At 43.2% G+C, this 18,221-nt stretch carries 15 protein-coding genes; 7 read left to right on the top strand and 8 right to left on the bottom strand.

Annotated features, from left to right (window positions below):
- Positions 1-59: 59 nt before the first annotated feature.
- Genes L4C38_RS09675 through L4C38_RS09655 form a run of 5 tightly spaced genes read right to left on the bottom strand, consistent with a single transcriptional unit; the run spans position 60 to position 4,667 of the window.
- Positions 60-1,838: a bifunctional molybdopterin-guanine dinucleotide biosynthesis adaptor protein MobB/molybdopterin molybdotransferase MoeA gene (locus L4C38_RS09675; protein WP_428797345.1), complete on the bottom strand. Its 1,779-nt coding sequence runs from the start codon at positions 1,836-1,838 to the stop codon at positions 60-62.
- A complete protein-coding gene (gene mobA / locus L4C38_RS09670) occupies positions 1,835-2,422 on the bottom strand; it encodes a molybdenum cofactor guanylyltransferase MobA (RefSeq protein ID WP_428797344.1) in 588 nt (195 codons plus the stop codon). Before mobA ends, L4C38_RS09675 begins: the two co-directional genes overlap by 4 nt.
- Entirely contained in the window at positions 2,400-3,116 is a 717-nt protein-coding gene (locus L4C38_RS09665) for an energy-coupling factor ABC transporter ATP-binding protein (RefSeq protein WP_428797343.1), read from the bottom strand. The genes mobA and L4C38_RS09665 overlap by 23 nt, the downstream gene beginning before the upstream one ends.
- 9 nt (positions 3,117-3,125) lie before the next feature.
- Positions 3,126-3,824, bottom strand: a complete 699-nt coding sequence (locus tag L4C38_RS09660; protein ID WP_428797342.1) for an ABC transporter permease — start codon at positions 3,822-3,824, stop codon at positions 3,126-3,128.
- Between the two features lie 6 nt (positions 3,825-3,830).
- The gene (locus L4C38_RS09655; RefSeq protein ID WP_428797341.1) at positions 3,831-4,667 is read right to left on the bottom strand and encodes an ABC transporter substrate-binding protein; all 837 of its coding nucleotides are present in this window, start codon (positions 4,665-4,667) and stop codon (positions 3,831-3,833) included.
- 253 nt (positions 4,668-4,920) lie between these two features.
- Between L4C38_RS09655 and L4C38_RS09650 the strand changes: the two genes are divergently transcribed.
- Positions 4,921-6,372, top strand: coding sequence for a sigma-54-dependent transcriptional regulator (locus L4C38_RS09650; protein ID WP_428797340.1), 1,452 nt, complete (start codon positions 4,921-4,923; stop codon positions 6,370-6,372).
- Positions 6,362-8,407 (top strand): sensor histidine kinase, encoded by a 2,046-nt coding sequence (locus tag L4C38_RS09645; RefSeq protein ID WP_428797339.1) that lies wholly within the window; start codon positions 6,362-6,364, stop codon positions 8,405-8,407. The genes L4C38_RS09650 and L4C38_RS09645 overlap by 11 nt, the downstream gene beginning before the upstream one ends.
- A gap of 155 nt (positions 8,408-8,562) precedes the next feature.
- Here L4C38_RS09645 and L4C38_RS09640 read toward each other — a convergent pair whose 3' ends face one another.
- Positions 8,563-9,495 carry an NADP-dependent oxidoreductase gene (locus L4C38_RS09640; RefSeq protein ID WP_428797338.1) on the bottom strand — a complete coding sequence of 311 codons (933 nt, stop codon included), beginning with the start codon at positions 9,493-9,495 and terminating at the stop codon, positions 8,563-8,565.
- Positions 9,496-9,605: 110 nt separating this feature from the next.
- Here L4C38_RS09640 and L4C38_RS09635 point away from each other — a divergent pair, with 110 nt between their 5' ends.
- Both L4C38_RS09635 and L4C38_RS09630 read left to right on the top strand, forming a co-directional pair.
- Positions 9,606-10,493 (top strand): LysR family transcriptional regulator, encoded by an 888-nt coding sequence (locus tag L4C38_RS09635; protein WP_428797337.1) that lies wholly within the window; start codon positions 9,606-9,608, stop codon positions 10,491-10,493.
- 95 nt (positions 10,494-10,588) lie between these two features.
- Entirely contained in the window at positions 10,589-12,181 is a 1,593-nt protein-coding gene (locus L4C38_RS09630) for an ABC-F family ATPase (RefSeq protein ID WP_428797336.1), read from the top strand.
- Positions 12,182-12,258: 77 nt separating this feature from the next.
- Here the strand turns inward: L4C38_RS09630 and L4C38_RS09625 are convergent, their stop codons facing one another.
- Both L4C38_RS09625 and fdhD read right to left on the bottom strand, forming a co-directional pair.
- Positions 12,259-14,148, bottom strand: coding sequence for a methyl-accepting chemotaxis protein (locus L4C38_RS09625; protein WP_428797335.1), 1,890 nt, complete (start codon positions 14,146-14,148; stop codon positions 12,259-12,261).
- A gap of 179 nt (positions 14,149-14,327) precedes the next feature.
- Positions 14,328-15,158, bottom strand: a complete 831-nt coding sequence (gene fdhD / locus L4C38_RS09620) for a formate dehydrogenase accessory sulfurtransferase FdhD (protein ID WP_428797334.1) — start codon at positions 15,156-15,158, stop codon at positions 14,328-14,330.
- Between the two features lie 172 nt (positions 15,159-15,330).
- Between fdhD and L4C38_RS09615 the strand changes: the two genes are divergently transcribed.
- The 3 genes from L4C38_RS09615 (at position 15,331) to L4C38_RS09605 (ending at position 18,220) form a co-directional block, all read left to right on the top strand.
- Positions 15,331-15,780 (top strand): DUF3305 domain-containing protein, encoded by a 450-nt coding sequence (locus tag L4C38_RS09615; RefSeq protein WP_428797333.1) that lies wholly within the window; start codon positions 15,331-15,333, stop codon positions 15,778-15,780.
- Positions 15,770-16,375 carry a DUF3306 domain-containing protein gene (locus tag L4C38_RS09610; RefSeq protein WP_428797332.1) on the top strand — a complete coding sequence of 202 codons (606 nt, stop codon included), beginning with the start codon at positions 15,770-15,772 and terminating at the stop codon, positions 16,373-16,375. The genes L4C38_RS09615 and L4C38_RS09610 overlap by 11 nt, the downstream gene beginning before the upstream one ends.
- Positions 16,376-16,558: 183 nt before the next feature.
- On the top strand, positions 16,559-18,220 hold the full coding sequence (locus L4C38_RS09605) for a 4Fe-4S dicluster domain-containing protein (protein ID WP_428797331.1): 1,662 nt from the start codon (positions 16,559-16,561) through the stop codon (positions 18,218-18,220).
- The last annotated feature ends 1 nt before the right edge of the window (position 18,221 follow it).

The following is an 18,221-nucleotide window of genomic DNA, read 5'->3' as shown; positions in this document are numbered from 1 at the left end:
TCTATTTGCTTACTTAATATTAATTGTAAAGACCAGCGGTTTCACTGGTCTCGAATGGGTTAGATTCTGCCTTGAAGCGGAATGATTGTCACGCTTTCTCCAACTTTAACTGTGTCTACAGCCGGGGAGATTTCGATTAAACAGTTGGCTTCACTCATTGAACGCAAAATGCCAGAGCCTTGTTTACCAGTAGTTTGTACTGTTAACCGACCTGCGCTATCAATGTTATAAACACCGCGACTGAATTCAGTTCGACCTTGGCGTGAACGCAAGTCTTCGGTGGCGATAGCCATTACTTTGAGCGGTTGCCAGTTCACTTCACCCTGCATTTTGCGCAGAGCGGGCTCAACAAAATTAATGAAGGACACCATGACGGCAACCGGATTTCCAGGCAAACCAAAGAATGGTTTATCATTAATTTGACCAAAGGCCAGTGGGCGACCTGGGCGCATATTGATACGCCAAAAATCAATTTGGCCGAGTTTATCCAGTGCCAATTTTACATAGTCGGCATCACCAACGGAAACACCACCCGATGTAATCACTACATCAGCTTGCTGGCTAGCTTGCTCAATGGCATCAATCATCACTTGTTCGTTATCTTCTAAGATACCGAAGTCGATGATTTCACAACCCAGCTTTTCAAGCAGCCCCATAATCGCGAAGCGGTTTGAATCGTAAATTGTATTGGGCTTTTGCTCACTACCGGGGGCTTGTACTTCATCACCAGTTGAGAATATTGCGACTTTCAATTGACGATAGACAGGAGCTGCAGCAAAACCAAGTGATGTCAGCATGCCCATTTCAGCTGATTCAATACGAGTACCTTGGGTAAATACATCATGACTAATCGCAAGGTCTTCACCCGCTTGGCGAACATTCTGACCAGCTTTGATATTTGCCTCACCAAATGTGACGCGGTCACTATTTGTAACGGCTTGTTCGCGCATCACTACTGTGTCAGCACCTAAAGGAGTTGGTGCCCCAGTCATTATTTTAACCGCTTGTCCTTTTTTAACTTCATGCTCATATGCATGACCTGCAAGCACTTCAGCAACCACTTGGTAGTCTTGACATTGCAAGTCGTCACTTCGAATCGCAAAACCGTCCATCGCTGAATTAGTATACTGTGGCACATTCACTGGTGACACTATGTCTTGTGCTAAAACGCGGTAGTAGCTTTGTTGCATTGGGCAAGCTTCAGTTTCAGCCACAGTATTAACCAGTGACAAGATCTTCTCTTGACCTTGGACGACAGACAAAAAAGCAGGAGAGAGCGTATCGCAACAAGATGATCCCGTAGTTTCTTTGTCTGTTTCGCCTTTGCGTGCAACAAAATCCAAAATAAACTGGGTGATTGACTCTAAATCATTGATATCAAGTTGTGGTAATTGAGTCGTTTCAACGTGGCTGTCAGCGGCGATTGCAACGATGTTGTCATCACTTGGGTGAAGCCAAGGTTTGCCGACTTCATCACGGTGCAATTCGATTTTAGGAAAGGCGATGTTTTTACAGCCTTCAACCAAGATAACGTCAAGTTGCTGTTGATCAAATCGCGAGAGTAGGTAGTGAAACTCAGACTCTTCTTGCGGCGTTTCTGTCATTAATGCATAGCGGTTACGTGATGAAATGAGCATTTGGCTCGCGCCCGCTTTACGAAGGCGGTAGCTGTCTTTCCCTGGTTTATCGACATCAAAGTTGTGATGGGCGTGCTTGAGCATACCGATGCGTAGACCAGCTTCAGTGAGTTTTGGTAATAGCGCTTCGATCAGGGTTGTTTTACCAGTGCCTGAGTAAGCAGCAAATCCAAGAATAGGGACTAGGTGGCGTGATGTCATGATTCTAAAGTTCCAAATTGTTCCAACTCTTGTGGAGTATTCAAGTTTACAAAGCAGTTTGGTTCATCGCTGAAGTCAACGTAAGACGTGTTGCACTCATCATAAAGAAGAATAATTTTCCGGTCACCGCGCTCCAAGAATGCGGTTAATTTTGGCAGTACACGTTTGTGGTAGAGCGTAAAAACAGGTTGTTGATGTGAACCATCGTGGGCTACCAGAATATCGCTGTCTTGCTGAACATGGGAGCAGAAACGCTCTACCAGATCCGAACTGATCATTGGGCTATCACAAGGCACAAATCCAACCCATTCGGTTTTAGCATGTACTAATCCTGCGTGAATACCTCCCATCGGGCCGGGATAATCAGCAAAATGGTCGCTAAATACGCTACCAAACTCAGCATATTTAGTTTGATTGCGGTTGGCATTGATTAATATTTGTGGGGTTTGTGGCGACAAGCGTTCAATAACGTGCAGAATTAGCGGCTTATTATTTAGTTCGATAAGACCTTTGTCTTTGCCGCCCATGCGGCTGGCTTGACCGCCAGCCAAAATGACCCAACTAGTTTGCGTTGGTCTTAGCATAGGTGCTCTCTTGCTCTTTATCATTAATGATTTGTAACAATGGTGACTCTATCAGAGTTGATTCTTTTATCCACCACTGTTTGCGACATAATTCTGTTAAGGCGTTTTTCTGATGGCTAGTAACAACAATGCTTGAGCCTTTTTTTAGCAAGTCTTTTGCAAGGCTGACTAGTCTATCTATTGACTCTTGATCAAGAGAGGCACTGGGCTCATCCATCAGTAAAATAGAAGGGGTCAGTATCCATGCTCTCGCCATTGCTACTCGCTGCTTTTCGCCACCAGACAGGACTGAGATGTGTTCATCAGCTAATGTTTCTAAACCCACGCGGCGCAACGCGTTGATAACTTTTGCGCGCTTATCTTGTTTTGACATTTTTTGATAGCGAATACCATAAGCCACGTTTTGATAAACAGTGCCATCGAATAGATAAGGTGATTGGTGGAGGTAAACCACATTGCGGCGTCCGCTACGAGGGAGTAGCCGTTGTATTACGTTGTCATTTGGCGCAATGACCCGACCAGTAGATGGCTTAAGTAAACCGGAAATGATTTTGAGCAGTGTCGTTTTTCCGACCCCGTTATCGCCTCTAAGGTAGATAGCATCATTCGGACCGATTGAGAGTTCTGGGATGTGAAATAGCACTCGATCTTTAAATCTCATCGATAATTGCTGTGCCGTTAGTTTGATCGTCATAAGTTGCCCCTAAGTCCTCAAATAACCACGGCCGCGCATGCTGCTAAGAAAAAAATTGAGAAGCAATGCTAACGAGAGTAATACAATTCCAAGTGCAACACCTTGCGCAAAAGCGCCTTTATGGCTTTCCATTGAAATAGCGGTTGGGATATTACGGGTAACACCCATGATGTTGCCACCGACCATCATAGAACAACCAACTTCGGTTACGATCCTTGAGAAGGCTGCAATAGTGGCCGCGAGAAGGGGAAAGCGAGTCTCCCAAATCATGGTTGCGGCTAAACGTGGCATTGAGGCACCCAATGTAATCGCCGTTTCAACCGCACGACGATCGCTGGATTGAAGGGCACCATGCATCATTGCTACCAATACAGGAAAACAAATCAGCATTTGACCAAGTACCATCGCTTTTTGAGTAAACAGCATTTGCCAATCACCCAAAGGACCTGCGCGTGATAGCAGCATATATAGTAACAAGCCGATAACCACGGTCGGCACGGCTTGTAAGGTGTTCACTAAAGATAGGAACAGCCACTTGCCCCGAAAATCAGTGTAGGCAAGTGTGAACGAAAACAAAATCGCTGGCAGCAACACCAAGGATATAGCGGTTATAGAAACGCTGAAGGAAACTCCAACTATAGCCATTAAATCAGGGTCAAAGGCGACCAGTAAGGCTAACGCGTCTAAGGTTGTCTGCCAGAGGCTCATGGGCGATTATTTCTCGTTTGCATTGGCAACAAACAGTTGCTTGCCATTAAGTTTAAAGCTGTTAATCAGTTCTTGACCGCGTGCGTTCACAAGCCAGTCGCTGAATACTTTTGCACCTTGGAAGTTGATGGTTGGGTAACGCTCAGGGTTAACCAAGATAACTTGATAAGGGTTAAATAGGTTTTTGTCGCCTTGTACTAGGATCTTTAGATCGAGCTTGTTGTTATAAGCTAACCAAGTACCGCGGTCTGTCATAGTATAGCCCTGCATTTCAGACGCCATATTTAGCGTTGGTCCCATGCCTTGTCCAACCGAGCGGTAACCAGTGAAGTTTGGTACCATTTTGGTTTGTGCCCAAATGCCAAGCTCTTTCTTATGCGTGCCTGAATCGTCACCACGAGAAACGAAAGTCGCGTTATTTGAAGCGATTTGTTTAAATGCTTCAGCGACATCTTTCTGATCTGAAATTTTTGCGGGATCGCTTTGAGGACCCACTACAACGAAGTCGTTATACATTAATTTGCGAGGAAGAACACCGTAACCGTTATCGACGAAATTTGCTTCCGCTTTTGGTGCGTGAGTCATGACCAAATCAACATCGCCATTTTCACCCATTTTAAGGGATTTACCAGTGCCCGCAGCAATGACGTCCACTTTGTAGCCTGTGTCTTGTTCAAATTCAGGCAGAAGGTAATCAAGTAGACCAGAATGATAAGTACTGGTGGTGGTAGCGAGTCTTACATGCGCTTGTTCTTCTGCATGTGCAGAATAGCTAAATAGTGCGATTGAGACTGTCGCGAGAGTGTAACTAACCGTTGCTTTAATTGAAATCGTTGCTTTCATTGTTATATTTTCCATAGTGTGGGCCAAAATAGGCTTTCTAGTTCATTACCGAGTAGGGCGATAGTAAGAACCAAAGATGGTATGTTGCCATTAGCAATCTAAATGCCAACTTTTTAGTATATATATCAAGCGATTCTGTTTGAAATTGTGGACAAAAAGGGTCTCTGAGACAAATTGTCTCACTATTGCTCGATCCCAGTAAGCAAACCTTGGTACACTCTGACCCAATAATGAAAACTATAGAGATCTAGATATGTCCCCATCTCTCGACACAAGTAAGTCACTCCAATACCAAGCATTCTCTGTCCTAGTGGTTGACGATGAGGTAGGCATGCAAGCCATTTTGCAAAAAGCGCTCAGCAAATGGTTCTCGAAAGTTGATACAGCAGGCTGTATTGAACAAGCTGAAACATTGCGCCTCGCCAATCATTATGACCTTATAATTTTAGACATTAACTTGCCTGGACGCTCTGGTATTGAGTGGGAAGAAGCGTTTAATGATGATGAGCGTCGGGCGGATGTAATTTTTATGACAGGTTATGCCGATCTAGAAACGGCTATCTCTGCATTAAAACTGGGTGCGACGGACTTTATTCTTAAGCCATTTAACCTCAGTCAAATGCTTCAATCCGTTCAACGTTGTATGGATAAACGTCTCAATGATCGTTTGCAATATGCGCTTCGTCGAGATGTAAATCGTCATATTGTTAGTGAAATTGCCGGTAGTTCAGAGAAAACCAAGCAACTTCGCCAGTTAATATCTCAGTTTGCGCCTTCTCGTGCTTCGGTTCTCATCGAAGGTGAGTCAGGAACGGGGAAGGAGTTAGTCGCGCGAGGTGTCCATGAAGCCAGTGGACGTAAAGGACCTTTTGTTCCGGTTAACTGCGCTGCGATTGCGCCGGATCTGCTAGAGAGTGAACTTTTTGGCCATACATCTGGTGCTTTTACAGGCGCTAAAAAAGGACGTGAAGGGTTATTTCGCGTCGCCAATAGTGGCACACTATTTTTAGACGAAATCGGCGAAATGCCTTTGTCGATGCAATCCTCACTACTACGTGTTTTAGAACAACGCGCGATTCGACCTGTCGGTAGTGAAAAAGAAATCAATGTTGATGTTCGTGTGGTCGCGGCGACTAATCGAAACTTGCAAGAGGAAGTCAGCAAGGGAAACTTTCGAGAAGATCTCTTTTACCGTTTGAATGTTCTCAAAATTGATGTGGAGCCTCTGCGTGATCGAAAGAAAGATCTCAATGAACTGGTTCCTTTCTTTACCAAAATGCTTTCTTCAGAACTTGGCGTTAACTGCCCAAACTGGGCTCATGAAGATATTGCAGCGATCAATAATTATGATTGGCCAGGCAATATCCGTGAACTCAAAAACCTGCTTGAACGCTGCATACTATTGGCGAAACCACCAGCAGATTACTGGCGAGAAATTAACCAAAATCAAGTGCAAACACATGTCTCTATGACGGTATCCTCTAGTGCCCAACTGATTGATGTTGCGGATTTAACTCGTGAATCAGCGAAAGGCTACCCGAATTCTTGGACGTTGAAAAAAGTCGAGAAATCACATATTCAGCAGCTTGTTGATTTTTATGATGGGAATAAGTCGGCAGCCTCTCGCGAGTTAGGCGTAGCGCGAAAAACACTAGAGCGAAAATACAAAGAGTGGGACGCTGAGGGCTCCGATTATGCCGAATAATGGTCATATAGACCGCAGTGGATTTATTGGTAAATGGCGCTACCGTTTTAAAACGATGGTGCGCTACCGTTTGATGATACTGACATCGGCACCAATCATATTGACTTTAGTGGCTTTGATAGGGATCACCATATATTGGTCAATCCACTATACGTGGCAAAGTACTTTAATTGATGTTTCTGAACGTTTGGAGGTTGCTAGTAATAGCATTGAACTTATCCAGCAGAAACAGGCGAACCATGTTGAAGCATTTGCAGAATCGTATGATTTCCGAATTCGGTTGGAGAGTGGGATCAATGATGAAGTACTGAGGCAATGGGTTCGAAAGCAGAAGAAACGATACAATCTGGATTTTTTGTGCTTACACCGTATTGATGACGTTGACGGTAAATTTAATTATCCAGAATTAACTCAGCGAGAGTCTTTTTTCGATCTGCTTACTCGTGAGGAACTGGATGACCTTGACGAAAATCTTGCTCGTCGAGCAGAAGTTGCGATGCTGGATGATAACAGCGTAGAAAATCGTGGTCTTGTTAGTCGTACTGTTATTCCAGTCCATAACAATGAAGGTGTGTTGGTCGGTTATATGGATGGGGGATTACTGCTTAACAACAGCACGATCTTAGTCGATCAAATTCGTGATCTTATTTATCCCAGCGAGAAAGACTATTTACGCCCTCTAGGCACATTAACCTTATTTCTTGGTGATTTGCGCGTTAGTACTAATGTCCCATTAGACAGTACTGATCACCTTGGTCGCGCGATTGGAACGCGGGTATCGGATGAAGTGCGATCTTCCGTTTTAGATAAAGGTGAGCAATGGGTTAATCGTGCGTTTGTCTACGATGCTTGGTACATCAGCGCTTATCAGCCTATTCACGATAAGAACGATCAAGTTATTGGCATGATTTACACTGGGTATTTAATGTGGCCGTTTCTTAAAGCCTATGTCACCAATATTGCTGAGATTAGTTTCACCACCATTTTACTGCTCATCATTTCAGGTGTGATGGTGTACCGAGGTTCTCGTGATTTATTTAACCCGATAGAGCATATACATCGAGTGGTGAAAATGATCCAACTTGGTAAAGAAACTCGGATTGGGCATTTAGGCTTGGATGATGAGCATGAGTTGGCACAGCTTGCTAAGCAATTTGACAATATGCTTGATCTACTAAGACAACGGAAAAACGAGCTTAAACATGCCGCAGTAGAGTTGGAAGGTAAGGTCCAGCAGCGTACAGCCAGTTTGGAAGAGAAGACAGCCGAATTAGAGCTGCATATTCAATTGCTCAATCAAACTCGTGATAAGTTAGTTGTGCATGAAAAACTGGCAGCGCTTGGTGAGCTAACCGCTGGTATTGCCCATGAAATCAACAACCCTAGCGCCGTAATTTTAGGTAACGTCGAATTGATACAATTCGAATTGGGTAATGATGCAACACGCGTTCAAGAAGAATTGGATGCTATCCATACTCAAATTGATCGCATTCGCAATATCACTCGAAGTCTACTTCAATACAGTCGTCACGGTGGAGTACAAGATGAAATTACTTGGCAGCACGTCAATCCCATTGTGGAAGAAAGTATCACTTTGGTGAAAACAGGCAGTAAAAAACGAGACATAGAGTTTGTCACGGATCTTAGGGCGCACACTTCTGTCGAGATCAACCGCCATCAGCTGTTACAGATACTGGTCAATCTACAGATGAATGGTATTCATGCGATGCAAGGAAAAGGCAAGTTAACGATCTGCAGTGAAGATTGGTTAGAAAATGGCGTTGATAAAGGAGCTTTGATTCATATTGAAGATCAAGGTACCGGGATTAAACCTGAGAACATTAAACGAATCTTCTCACCATTTTATACCACCAAACGTGAAGGTACTGGGTTGGGACTTTCTGTCTCACAAAGTATTTTGAGCCAAACGGGTGGGGAGTTAACTGTCCTATCTGAATGGGGTAAAGGCAGTCGATTTACAATTAGGTTGCCAAAAAAAGCTGAGATTCATTTATTGGTATCCACGAAAGGCTAAGTTGTATTACTCAAGTAATACGCTATTACGTTAATTGCTCCTGTAGCTGAAGTTATATAAAAAACCGCTACCAAATTGCGTTAGGTAGCGGTGAATAGCTATCTTTGTTAATAGCCCAAGCTTACTTACCAACACCGTTGAAGTTGCAAATACAACTAAGCAAAATCGACCAAAATTTTGCCTCGAACACGACCTTCTTCGCTTAGCGCATAACCGTGTTCGAGTTGACTAAATGAAACAGTATGAGAGATGTGAGGCATGATTTGCCCTGTTTCAAGCATTTCTACAGCTTGTTCTAGTTGAGTGCCATTAGGGCTCACAAAAACAAATTCAGCATGAACTCCAGCTTCTTTAGCTGCCTCAATCGTTTCTTCCTGAAGTCCGCTGATACTAATCAAGCGACCTTTGGGTTTTAGTATTGATACACATTGAATTTGCTGTTCGCCGTGCAAGCTTTCTAACACCAAGTCAACAGGGTTTTGCTCTAACCATTGATAGACATCTTGCTTTTCATAATCAAGTATTTCATCGGCACCTAACCCCATAACGAACTCTCTATTTCGGTTTGACGTTGCTACAACTACATATGCTTGCATTACTTTGGCCAATTGAATTGCAATATGTCCGACACCGCCAGCGCCCGCTTGAATAAATACCCTGCGATTGCGATGAATATTTCCCGCAGTGATCAATGCTTGCCACGCCGTAAGAAGTGCCATGGGTAGTACTGCTGCATGTTCAGTTGCAATACTTGCTGGAATTCTGGCAATGTGATTGCGCTTAACTACGCAGTATTCTGTGAGAGTGCCACTTTTTCCAATCTCTTTCATGGCAAAGACTCGATCTCCAGGTAAGAACTCTTGAGAACCATTCCCTGCTTCAACAACTTCGCCGGCTAGATCCCAGCCAAGCGTCATTGGCAGTGATTCTTGAACAAGTTGTCCAAGCATTCCAGATCTAATCTTCCAATCCACTGGGTTAATAGAAGAGGCGAGGACCTTTACCAACACCTCGTCTTTATTAGGTGTTGGTCGATCGACATTAGTCATGCTCGATTCGCCAAATTGTTGTAGTTGATACGCTTTCATCATCATTCCCTTAATTAACTGACACAAAAAGGTTACATGTTTCCAAAAGCGCAATAAATGTGCATTATGAAGATAGTTTTTTTCTAAAATGGAAATTATCGAGAGAGTAAATGGATAAACTAACTGCTATGAAGCTATTTGTACGTATTGCCCAAGTGCGTAGTTTTAGCAAGGTAGCGAATGAAATGGATGTTTCACCTTCATATGTCAGTAAGCATGTTGCGTATCTAGAAAGTCAGGTCGATACGCGATTGTTGCAAAGAACCACACGATCGATCTCCTTAACATTGGCTGGCGAGCGGTATCTGGCACGCTGTTTAACCATATTGAGCCAAGTTGAATTGGCGGAAGGCGAGCTAATGGAGCAAACGGGTATCCCATCGGGTAAGTTACGACTGAGTGTACCGAGTGTTCTTGGAGAATCGGCAACTGCGGATATGTGCGCTCAATTTTTATCACAATACCCCAATATTGATTTAGATGTGATGGTTGAAGACCGTTTTATTGACCTTATTGAGGAGGGCTTTGATCTTTGCATACGAGCCAGTTCATCTCAGCCTGATTCAAATCTTATCTACCGTTATATAGGCAAGATGCCTTTTGATTTAGTTGGATCCAAAACCTATCTTGAACGTCATGGCTACCCCAAAAGCGTACAGGACCTTAAGAACCTGAAAATCATCGTACATAGATACGCGAATAACACGACTTTTTCATTTAGTAAGCAAGGTCAAATAGAAAAGGTCAATATCCACCAACGTGTTCGAGTGAATTCAGCTCAACTGGTGCACTGTTTGGTTGCAAGGCATCAAGGTCTTGCATTTTTGCCTCGCTATATCTTTAAGCACAACCCAGAAATTGAGGTGTTATTGTCAGATTACGATAATGGTGCATTAACCATCAGCCTTGTTTATCCTGAGCGAGAACACGCTCCACAAAAAGTACGGCAATTTATAACGTTTTTTAAAGCTTGGTTTGAAGAACAACTCGCCAGCTAAATAGTCTAAACTAAAAACAAAACTTGCAGTTAAGGCGCTTTATCAGTAACGTTGCGCGGTTTTTACCCCATTAATCACTAGCTAAGGTACAGGTTTTGATCTCCACTGCTAATATCACGCAACAATTTGGCGCCAAGCCACTATTTGAAAATATCTCAGTTAAATTCGGCGAAGGTAACCGTTACGGTCTTATCGGTGCGAATGGCTGTGGTAAGTCAACGTTTATGAAAATCCTTAGTGGTGAACTAGAACCAAGTGGCGGTAACGTTAGCTACGACCCAAATGAACGTGTTGCGAAGCTGAATCAGGATCAGTTTGCCTATGAGGAATATACAGTAATTGACACTGTAATCATGGGCTATAAAGAGCTATGGGAAGTAAAGCTAGAACGTGAGCGTATCTACTCTTTGCCTGATATGAGTGAAGATGACGGCATGAAAGTTGCCGATCTAGAAGTCCAGTTCGCAGAAATGGACGGCTACATGGCCGAAGCTAAAGCCGGCGAACTGCTGTTAGCGGTAGGTATTCCTGAAGAGCAACATTTTGGTTTGATGAGCGAAGTAGCTCCTGGTTGGAAACTACGTGTTCTTTTGGCTCAGGTTCTGTTTGCAGACCCACACATCATGTTACTAGATGAACCAACCAACAACTTGGATATGGATACCATTCGCTGGTTGGAAGAAGTACTAAACCAACGTAACTGTACCATGATCATCATCTCGCATGACCGTCACTTCCTGAACTCAGTGTGTACACACATGGCTGACCTTGATTACGGTGCTCTACGCTTGTTCCCGGGTAACTACGATGAGTACATGACGGCTGCAAGCCAATCACGTGAACGTCTGTTGTCTGATAATGCAAAGAAAAAAGCGCAAATTGCTGAATTGCAAACCTTCGTTGCACGTTTTTCTGCAAACGCATCAAAAGCGAAACAAGCAACTTCTCGCGCGAAACAAATCGATAAAATTAAGATTGATGAAGTAAAAGCATCAAGTCGTCAAAACCCATTTATTCGTTTTGAGCAATCTAAAGAGCTATTCCGTAACGCATTGGAAGTTGAAAACCTAAGCCAAGGTTTTGAAAACGATTTGTTCTCAAACTTCGATGCCATTTTTGAAGTAGGCGAACGTGTTGCTATTATTGGTGAGAACGGAGTTGGTAAAACCACGTTCCTTAATACGTTAGCTGGCGTACTAGAAGCCCGCACTGGTCACTACAAGTGGTCTGAAAACTCAAATATTGGCTACTATGCTCAAGATCATGCGCATGATTTTGAAGAAGATATGACGTTGATGGATTGGATGGGACAATGGCGCCAAGAAGGCGATGACGAGCAAGTTCTTCGTAGCTTCCTTGGTCGTATGCTTTTCTCCCAAGACGACATCAAAAAGTCAGTAAAAGTTCTGTCTGGTGGTGAGCAAGGTCGTATGCTACTAGGTAAAATCATGATGCATAAGCCAAACATGCTATTGATGGATGAACCGACTAACCATATGGACATGGAATCAATTGAATCACTGAACACGGCACTAGAGCAGTACAAAGGCACTTTGTTCTTCGTATCACATGACCGTATATTCGTAGATTCTTTGGCTACTCGTGTCTTAGAAATTCGTGATGGAAAGATTAATGACTTCCGCGGTACCTACGCAGAGTTCCTACGCGCTCGCGGCGTTGAAGGTTAATCCTCAATCTTGAAAGAAGAAACGGGCTTATTCTAAGCCCGTTTTTTTTCATCTGTATCTACGTTTAATCGCCAAGTTTAATAACGGAACTGCGCAACAAGTGAATCGAGTTTATTGTTTACTTCTCTGACTTGCCCACTATATTTCACAGATTCTTGGACTTCTTGATAAGTATCGCTCGCCAATGAGGCGATATGAGTGATGTTTTTGTCGATTTCATGCGACACCATGGACTGCTCCTCAGACGCTGTCGCGATCTGCGCATTCATATTGAACAACTCTTCAATTTGCTGATTAACACTATCGATGGCATCAACGACTTGTAGGGTATTGTGCTTAGTCGCCTCGGCTTGTTGTTGGCTAGCAGCCATGATGTTCACCGTACTATGAATCTGGCTAGATAAATTGCTTATAGTTGATTCAATTTGGCGAGTTGAGTTATCGGTCTTCATTGAAAGATCGCGAACTTCATCTGCGACTACTGCAAAGCCCCGCCCATGTTCACCAGCTCTCGCAGCTTCAATTGCGGCATTCAGTGCAAGTAGGTTGGTTTGCTCTGCAATCCCTTGGATCGTCGAAACAACAGAATTAATTTGGCGACTCTGCTCTTCTAGTTGTTCAATCAAACCTTGTGAATTTGCAATATCCGAAGCCAATGTTTCCATGCTCGCGCTGGCTTGATGAGTGATGTCTCTTGCCAGTTGAGATGCATCTTTCATGTTAGACGCGCTCATAGCGGCGTGCTCAATATTGGCGGTAATTTCATTGCTTGTGTGTACAAGTTGATTGACCGCGGTCGCAACCGATTCAGATTCAATTTTCTGCTGCTGCGCATTATCCATACTTTTGCTGGCAGATTGTGTACTTAATGATGAACTTTGATCGAGGACGTCTTTCGCTGAGGCAACATCGATAATTAAACTGTGTAGCTTAGAGGTAAAAGTATCAAATGAATTAGCCAGTTGTGCGAGCTCATCATTTCCGGTTGCATTCATGCGCGCCGTTAGATCTCCTTTACCACTTGCAATGTCGCGCATACTCGCATTAATAGTTTGAATGCGCCCTATGATACTGCGCCCAATCAACATCAGTAGCCCTGAGAGAATTACAGCTAGTAGACCACCAAAGATGTGTAATTGGATAGTGACCTTGTCAGAGGCAATATCAACTGCAGATTTAATCTCTCCTTGAAGCGTCATGATTTCCTTTTCGGTTAGATGAACGGTACTACGTAGTTCGCCACGTAACCCTTCATTTGGCGTTAGTCCCAATGTCTTGTTGGCTTCAAAAAGGTTAACTAGTGCATCTTGATACTGGTTAAAAGATGCCTGTAAGGAATAGGAATACGCGAACTCCTGATAAAAGGATTGTAGAGATTCAGAGAGGGTAAGTTCCGTTTGTTCTGAGGTATCGGCTAGGTAGTGAAAATCATGTTCCATCAGTTCAGACAGTGCCACTTTTGCTTCGAGGTTATTCAGACTCATTACTTGTTGGCGTAGCAAGGTACGGTTTAAGGCGAGTTGTTGAACCAATGACTGCTCGTTGCTCTTAGAATCTATCAGTTCAACTTGCGCGACCAATTGGTCAAATGTCTTTTTATACTGCTCTAAGGTGCTGATAATGACATCGGTACGATTGTCGATTTGTAAGTCGTGGTTTTTGATTTTCTGCTCTAGATTGATCAATCTGTTAGAAAGACTTTGGTAAGTTTGAGTAAAACGGGCTTGATACTTAGTATCTTGCCTAGCTAGGAAGTCCTTCTCATGACGTCTAAGTGTCAGAAGTTCGGTCTCAGCTTCGGCATTATCGACTGATGCTAACTCTAATTCATGCAGGTTATTTAGGCTGTGTTGCTCAAAAAAACCGTAACAGATTATACCAATAATCAATATTGCATTAATCAAAAGCAGCTTGGCACGTATGCTTACGCCATCGAACAATTTGGTGCCGTATAGTTTTTGAGACATATTTATTCCCCTAGAGACTGACGTTTAGATACCACGTGATTGAATTTGTATCTGCAGGTATTAATGCAGTTATATTTTGAGCGTGGATATTAAACTAATAGCACTAGAAGAGTGATTTGCAACAAAAGTGTCACACAATTGTCACATGGGTAGCCCCCAACGAAATGGGGGCTTGAGGTCTATTCTGTTGGTTCGCCTTTGACATCAAAGGTAATTTTTTCTACGCCAGTAAAGACTTGGAAGCGTAAACCTTTTGCACGAGCAATGGTTGTAATACCAAACTTCTGCGCTAGGTCCAATCCCATTTGAGTGACCCCTGAGCGGGATAACAATACAGGTATACCCATCTGTGCAACCTTTATCACCATCTCAGACGTAAGACGCCCAGTAGTATAGAAAATTTTGTTTGCTCCCGATGCTTCATTGATCCACATCTCACCGGCAAGCGTGTCTACGGCGTTATGACGACCGACATCTTCGACGAATGAAAGCACTTGATCACCCTTACAGACCGCACAACCATGTACAGCACCTGCTTTTTTATAAGTATCGTTGTAATGGGTTAAAGCCTCTAAAGCGGTGTAGATTTCTGATTGTTTAATCGGAGTTTGAGGAACTTGATAGTTTTCAAGTTGCTTCATGACATTACCGAACATGGTGCCTTGACCACAGCCGGATGTAACCGTTTTTTTCTTTAATGCACCTTCAATGTGCTCGGTATTCTCGCTAGTAATGACGGCTGCACTATTGGTTTCCCAATCGATGATGACAGAGTCAATAGCACTAGGGTCGGATAGGAAGCTTTGATTCTTTAAATAGCCTAAAACCAATGATTCAGGGCGAGATCCAAGAGTCATTAGAGTGACCACTTCTTTCCAGTTAAGCATAACGGTAAGAGGGCGCTCACAAGCAACTTCTTTGATAAGCTTCTCTCCGTACTCATCAAACACCTCAACTTCGATAGTTTGTAGTGGGTTCTCACTGGTTTTAATTATATTTGGTTTAACCACATTAGTTCCTATTTGTTACTGCTCACCATAACGGATGAGTATGGTTGGTGAGTCAATGAAGGTTATATTATCATACATGATTTAAGCAATATCCGTTCCTATACCACCATCCTTGTTGGTTTAGGAACGGATATTGCTTAGGATCAGACAAAATAAAAATCCATGGTGAACTATGTCTATTTTAACACTTGAGAAAACAGAAGATCTTTGGCCAATTGAATGTAAGCTAACGGTAAATGAAGTTTCTGCTGGGAAGTGGACAACAATTCAACAGCAATTGTCAGGTTTTAACTTAAAACCTGAGCAACAAAGCGACCAACTCACTATATTGCAATTACATAAAGATGAGCGCACCGATTACCGCTTTAATTTAAGCTCTCAGCAGCCTAAACTTTTCTTAGTATTAGACACCTTCGATGGTGATGAGCAAGCCAAAGTCGTTTCACTCACCGCCTCACAAAATGTAGCGTCACGCTTTATGGATGGTGAATATCTGGTGCTTTCAGACGATATGCCGCTTGCTGTGCAAGCTTGGATGGAAGCATACATAGGACGTCATGGTGAATTATTAGAAATGAGACGTAAAAAACGCAAAGGAGCGGGCAGAGCAAATGGTAACTAGTTTTATTAGCCGCTGGTCTAAACGTAAGCTTGATGAGAAAACTCACGAACTTATAAAGACCGATAATCAGCCAGTTACTGACGATCAACCGATCGCGCTGTCGGATGAAGAAGTCACAGAACAAAGCGCTTCAATTAAGGCAGAAGAGACTTCAACAGATAGTGATAGTCAGACCGTAGACAACGGCGAAGCGCCGGAAGAAATGTCTATCGCGAATCTGTTGACATCGGAAGTAGAGCAAAGTGTAAAGAAAGCCGCTCTGAGAAAATTATTTTTGTCGGAAGAGTTTAATATACGTGATGGTCTTGACGATTACGACGATGATTACAGTAACTTAAAATCGCTTTCACAAAGTGTTGCAGAAACACTCCGTGGTTGGGTGAAAGAACAACCGGAAGAAGAACTGGAAACAGAACCAGTTGCATTGGTGAATGAAACAGAGCGCGATGAAGACTCCGAGGGGCTAGAGCAACCTGAAATTCAAGAGCAAGACTCGAATCAAGAATCAAATCAGCTCAACCAATCAGAATTATTGGATTCACCTAGTGATGATAACAACCATACTGACGATGAGACAAAATATACCACACCATAATTAGGTACATTTTGACTGTATAAAGAATTCACCGGCTGGGACAAAATGTCTCATCCGGTTTTTTTGTGATTAACGTCTTACATAATTTAGTTTAAGTTATTGATTTTAAATTAAATAAAAGTTGGTACGGCATTTGCTATTGATTAATCAGTCAAATCTCCGGTTGCAACCTGGAAGAGAGCAATGCTTAAACAACTATTACAAGAAGCAACATCAAACAATGGTAAAGCAAGACTTTACGCACTTGAGAATACGGTTGAGTTAACCAATCTCATCCCACCGACTGTCAGCTATGAAAGTGGCGGTCATACTTTGATTGTTGGTCCTACCGCTATTATTGAAAGTGCGGCACAACAACTAGAACAAATGAGAAGCCTCACTTTGCTATCCACAGATGGCGAGAAGGGTACCCATGCAAATCTATATTTTGCAAACTCCGTTGGTGTGTCAGGGTTTCTCGGTGCTTTTGACGTTCAGATTGAGAACAAATTGCTACGTAGCAATCTTGCGGAAGCTGCAATCGGGCATGATTGCTTTGATGTAGTACTCGATCTTTGCCTAAACAGTTGTATGACGGAAGAAGTCCCTGTACCTGGCTATTATCCGGTTGGTCGTGGTTACCCTAAACTGGCGGATGCGCTAGAAGAAATCCCGACATTAATGGGTACGTTTGATAAGCCTAAATACTTCCGCCTTGATACCGACTTATGTGCACACAGTTCTCGTGGTGTAAAAGGTTGTGAACGTTGTGTGGATGCTTGTCCTGCTGGTGCACTTTCTAGCCAAGGTAGCGACGATACTGGTCACCGAATTGAAATTAACCCATACCTTTGTCAAGGTGTTGGGACCTGTGCGACAGCATGTCCAACGGAAGCGATTCATTACGCGCTGCCGGATCCTCAAGATACTCAAAAATTTATTGAACGCACGCTCGCTAACTATGAGAAAGCGGGTGGTCTCGATCCTATCGTTTTGATTTGTAGTTCTCGTCATGAAAGTTACAACGTCATGGCACTTAAAGCTTTACCAGATAACGTGATACCCGTGGTTGTGGAAGAACTCCCATCCGTTGGTATTGATACTTGGTTTGCTGCACTGGTAAACGGTGCGACACAAGTTATGTTCGCTGCGAGTCGTTTCATGCCGCCAACGATTATTCGCATTCTGAATAATGAAGTGGCGATTGCACAAGAACTACTAAGCCAATTAGGCATTCAAAAAGAATGCATTGATATTTTATACCTAGAGTCATTGCGTGAAGGAGCACCAACACTTTGTGTTGATTCGTTTGACCTTGCTCTTGGTGATCTAGAAGGCAACAAGCGTCAACGTTTGTTCACGGCTCTTGATGCACTTGCGATTTCTCGAATTCCGGTAGAGAACACTGTGGATCTAGCGGCTAGCGCACCGTATGGCAACGTAGAGTGTCAATCGAGTGGTTGCACACTATGTATGAGTTGTGTGGCGGTATGTCCAACTCGTGCTCTACATACCGACGGTGAGTCACCTTCGTTGAAGTTTGTAGAACAAGATTGTATTCAATGTGGTCTGTGCGTTAAAGCGTGTCCTGAAAAAGTACTATCACTAACTCCACGTATGATTTGGGATAAAGAAGCTCGTCAATCTGCACGGGTTATTCATCAAGAAAAAGCAGCAGAATGTGTTCGTTGCCACAAGCCATTCGCACCACAGTCTATGATTGATATGTTGCAAACGAAGCTACGCGGACATTCACATTTCTCTGATGACGCGGCCGTTAACCGTATTGCTATGTGTGAAGACTGTCGAGTGATCGATATGTTTGAAGCGTTAGCTGATGATCCAATGAAACAACTGAAATACTAGG

Source organism: Vibrio kasasachensis, assembly GCF_050337565.1.
GTDB classification, from domain to species: domain Bacteria; phylum Pseudomonadota; class Gammaproteobacteria; order Enterobacterales; family Vibrionaceae; genus Vibrio; species Vibrio kasasachensis.
The sequence above is the reverse complement of the archived record's forward strand: the minus strand, read 5'-3'. Positions and strand labels throughout refer to the sequence as shown.

Excerpts from the sequence above, each read along its gene's own strand:
- L4C38_RS09675 (WP_428797345.1), bottom strand. The coding sequence starts at position 1,838 with ATGACATCACGCCACCTAGTCCCTATTCTTGGATTTGCTGCTTACTCA.
- mobA (WP_428797344.1), bottom strand. The coding sequence starts at position 2,422 with ATGCTAAGACCAACGCAAACTAGTTGGGTCATTTTGGCTGGCGGTCAA.
- L4C38_RS09665 (WP_428797343.1), bottom strand. The coding sequence starts at position 3,116 with ATGACGATCAAACTAACGGCACAGCAATTATCGATGAGATTTAAAGAT.
- L4C38_RS09660 (WP_428797342.1), bottom strand. The coding sequence starts at position 3,824 with ATGAGCCTCTGGCAGACAACCTTAGACGCGTTAGCCTTACTGGTCGCC.
- L4C38_RS09655 (WP_428797341.1), bottom strand. The coding sequence starts at position 4,667 with ATGAAAGCAACGATTTCAATTAAAGCAACGGTTAGTTACACTCTCGCG.
- L4C38_RS09650 (WP_428797340.1), top strand. The coding sequence starts at position 4,921 with ATGTCCCCATCTCTCGACACAAGTAAGTCACTCCAATACCAAGCATTC.
- L4C38_RS09645 (WP_428797339.1), top strand. The coding sequence starts at position 6,362 with ATGCCGAATAATGGTCATATAGACCGCAGTGGATTTATTGGTAAATGG.
- L4C38_RS09640 (WP_428797338.1), bottom strand. The coding sequence starts at position 9,495 with ATGAAAGCGTATCAACTACAACAATTTGGCGAATCGAGCATGACTAAT.
- L4C38_RS09635 (WP_428797337.1), top strand. The coding sequence starts at position 9,606 with ATGGATAAACTAACTGCTATGAAGCTATTTGTACGTATTGCCCAAGTG.
- L4C38_RS09625 (WP_428797335.1), bottom strand. The coding sequence starts at position 14,148 with ATGTCTCAAAAACTATACGGCACCAAATTGTTCGATGGCGTAAGCATA.
- L4C38_RS09615 (WP_428797333.1), top strand. The coding sequence starts at position 15,331 with ATGTCTATTTTAACACTTGAGAAAACAGAAGATCTTTGGCCAATTGAA.
- L4C38_RS09610 (WP_428797332.1), top strand. The coding sequence starts at position 15,770 with ATGGTAACTAGTTTTATTAGCCGCTGGTCTAAACGTAAGCTTGATGAG.
- L4C38_RS09605 (WP_428797331.1), top strand. The coding sequence starts at position 16,559 with ATGCTTAAACAACTATTACAAGAAGCAACATCAAACAATGGTAAAGCA.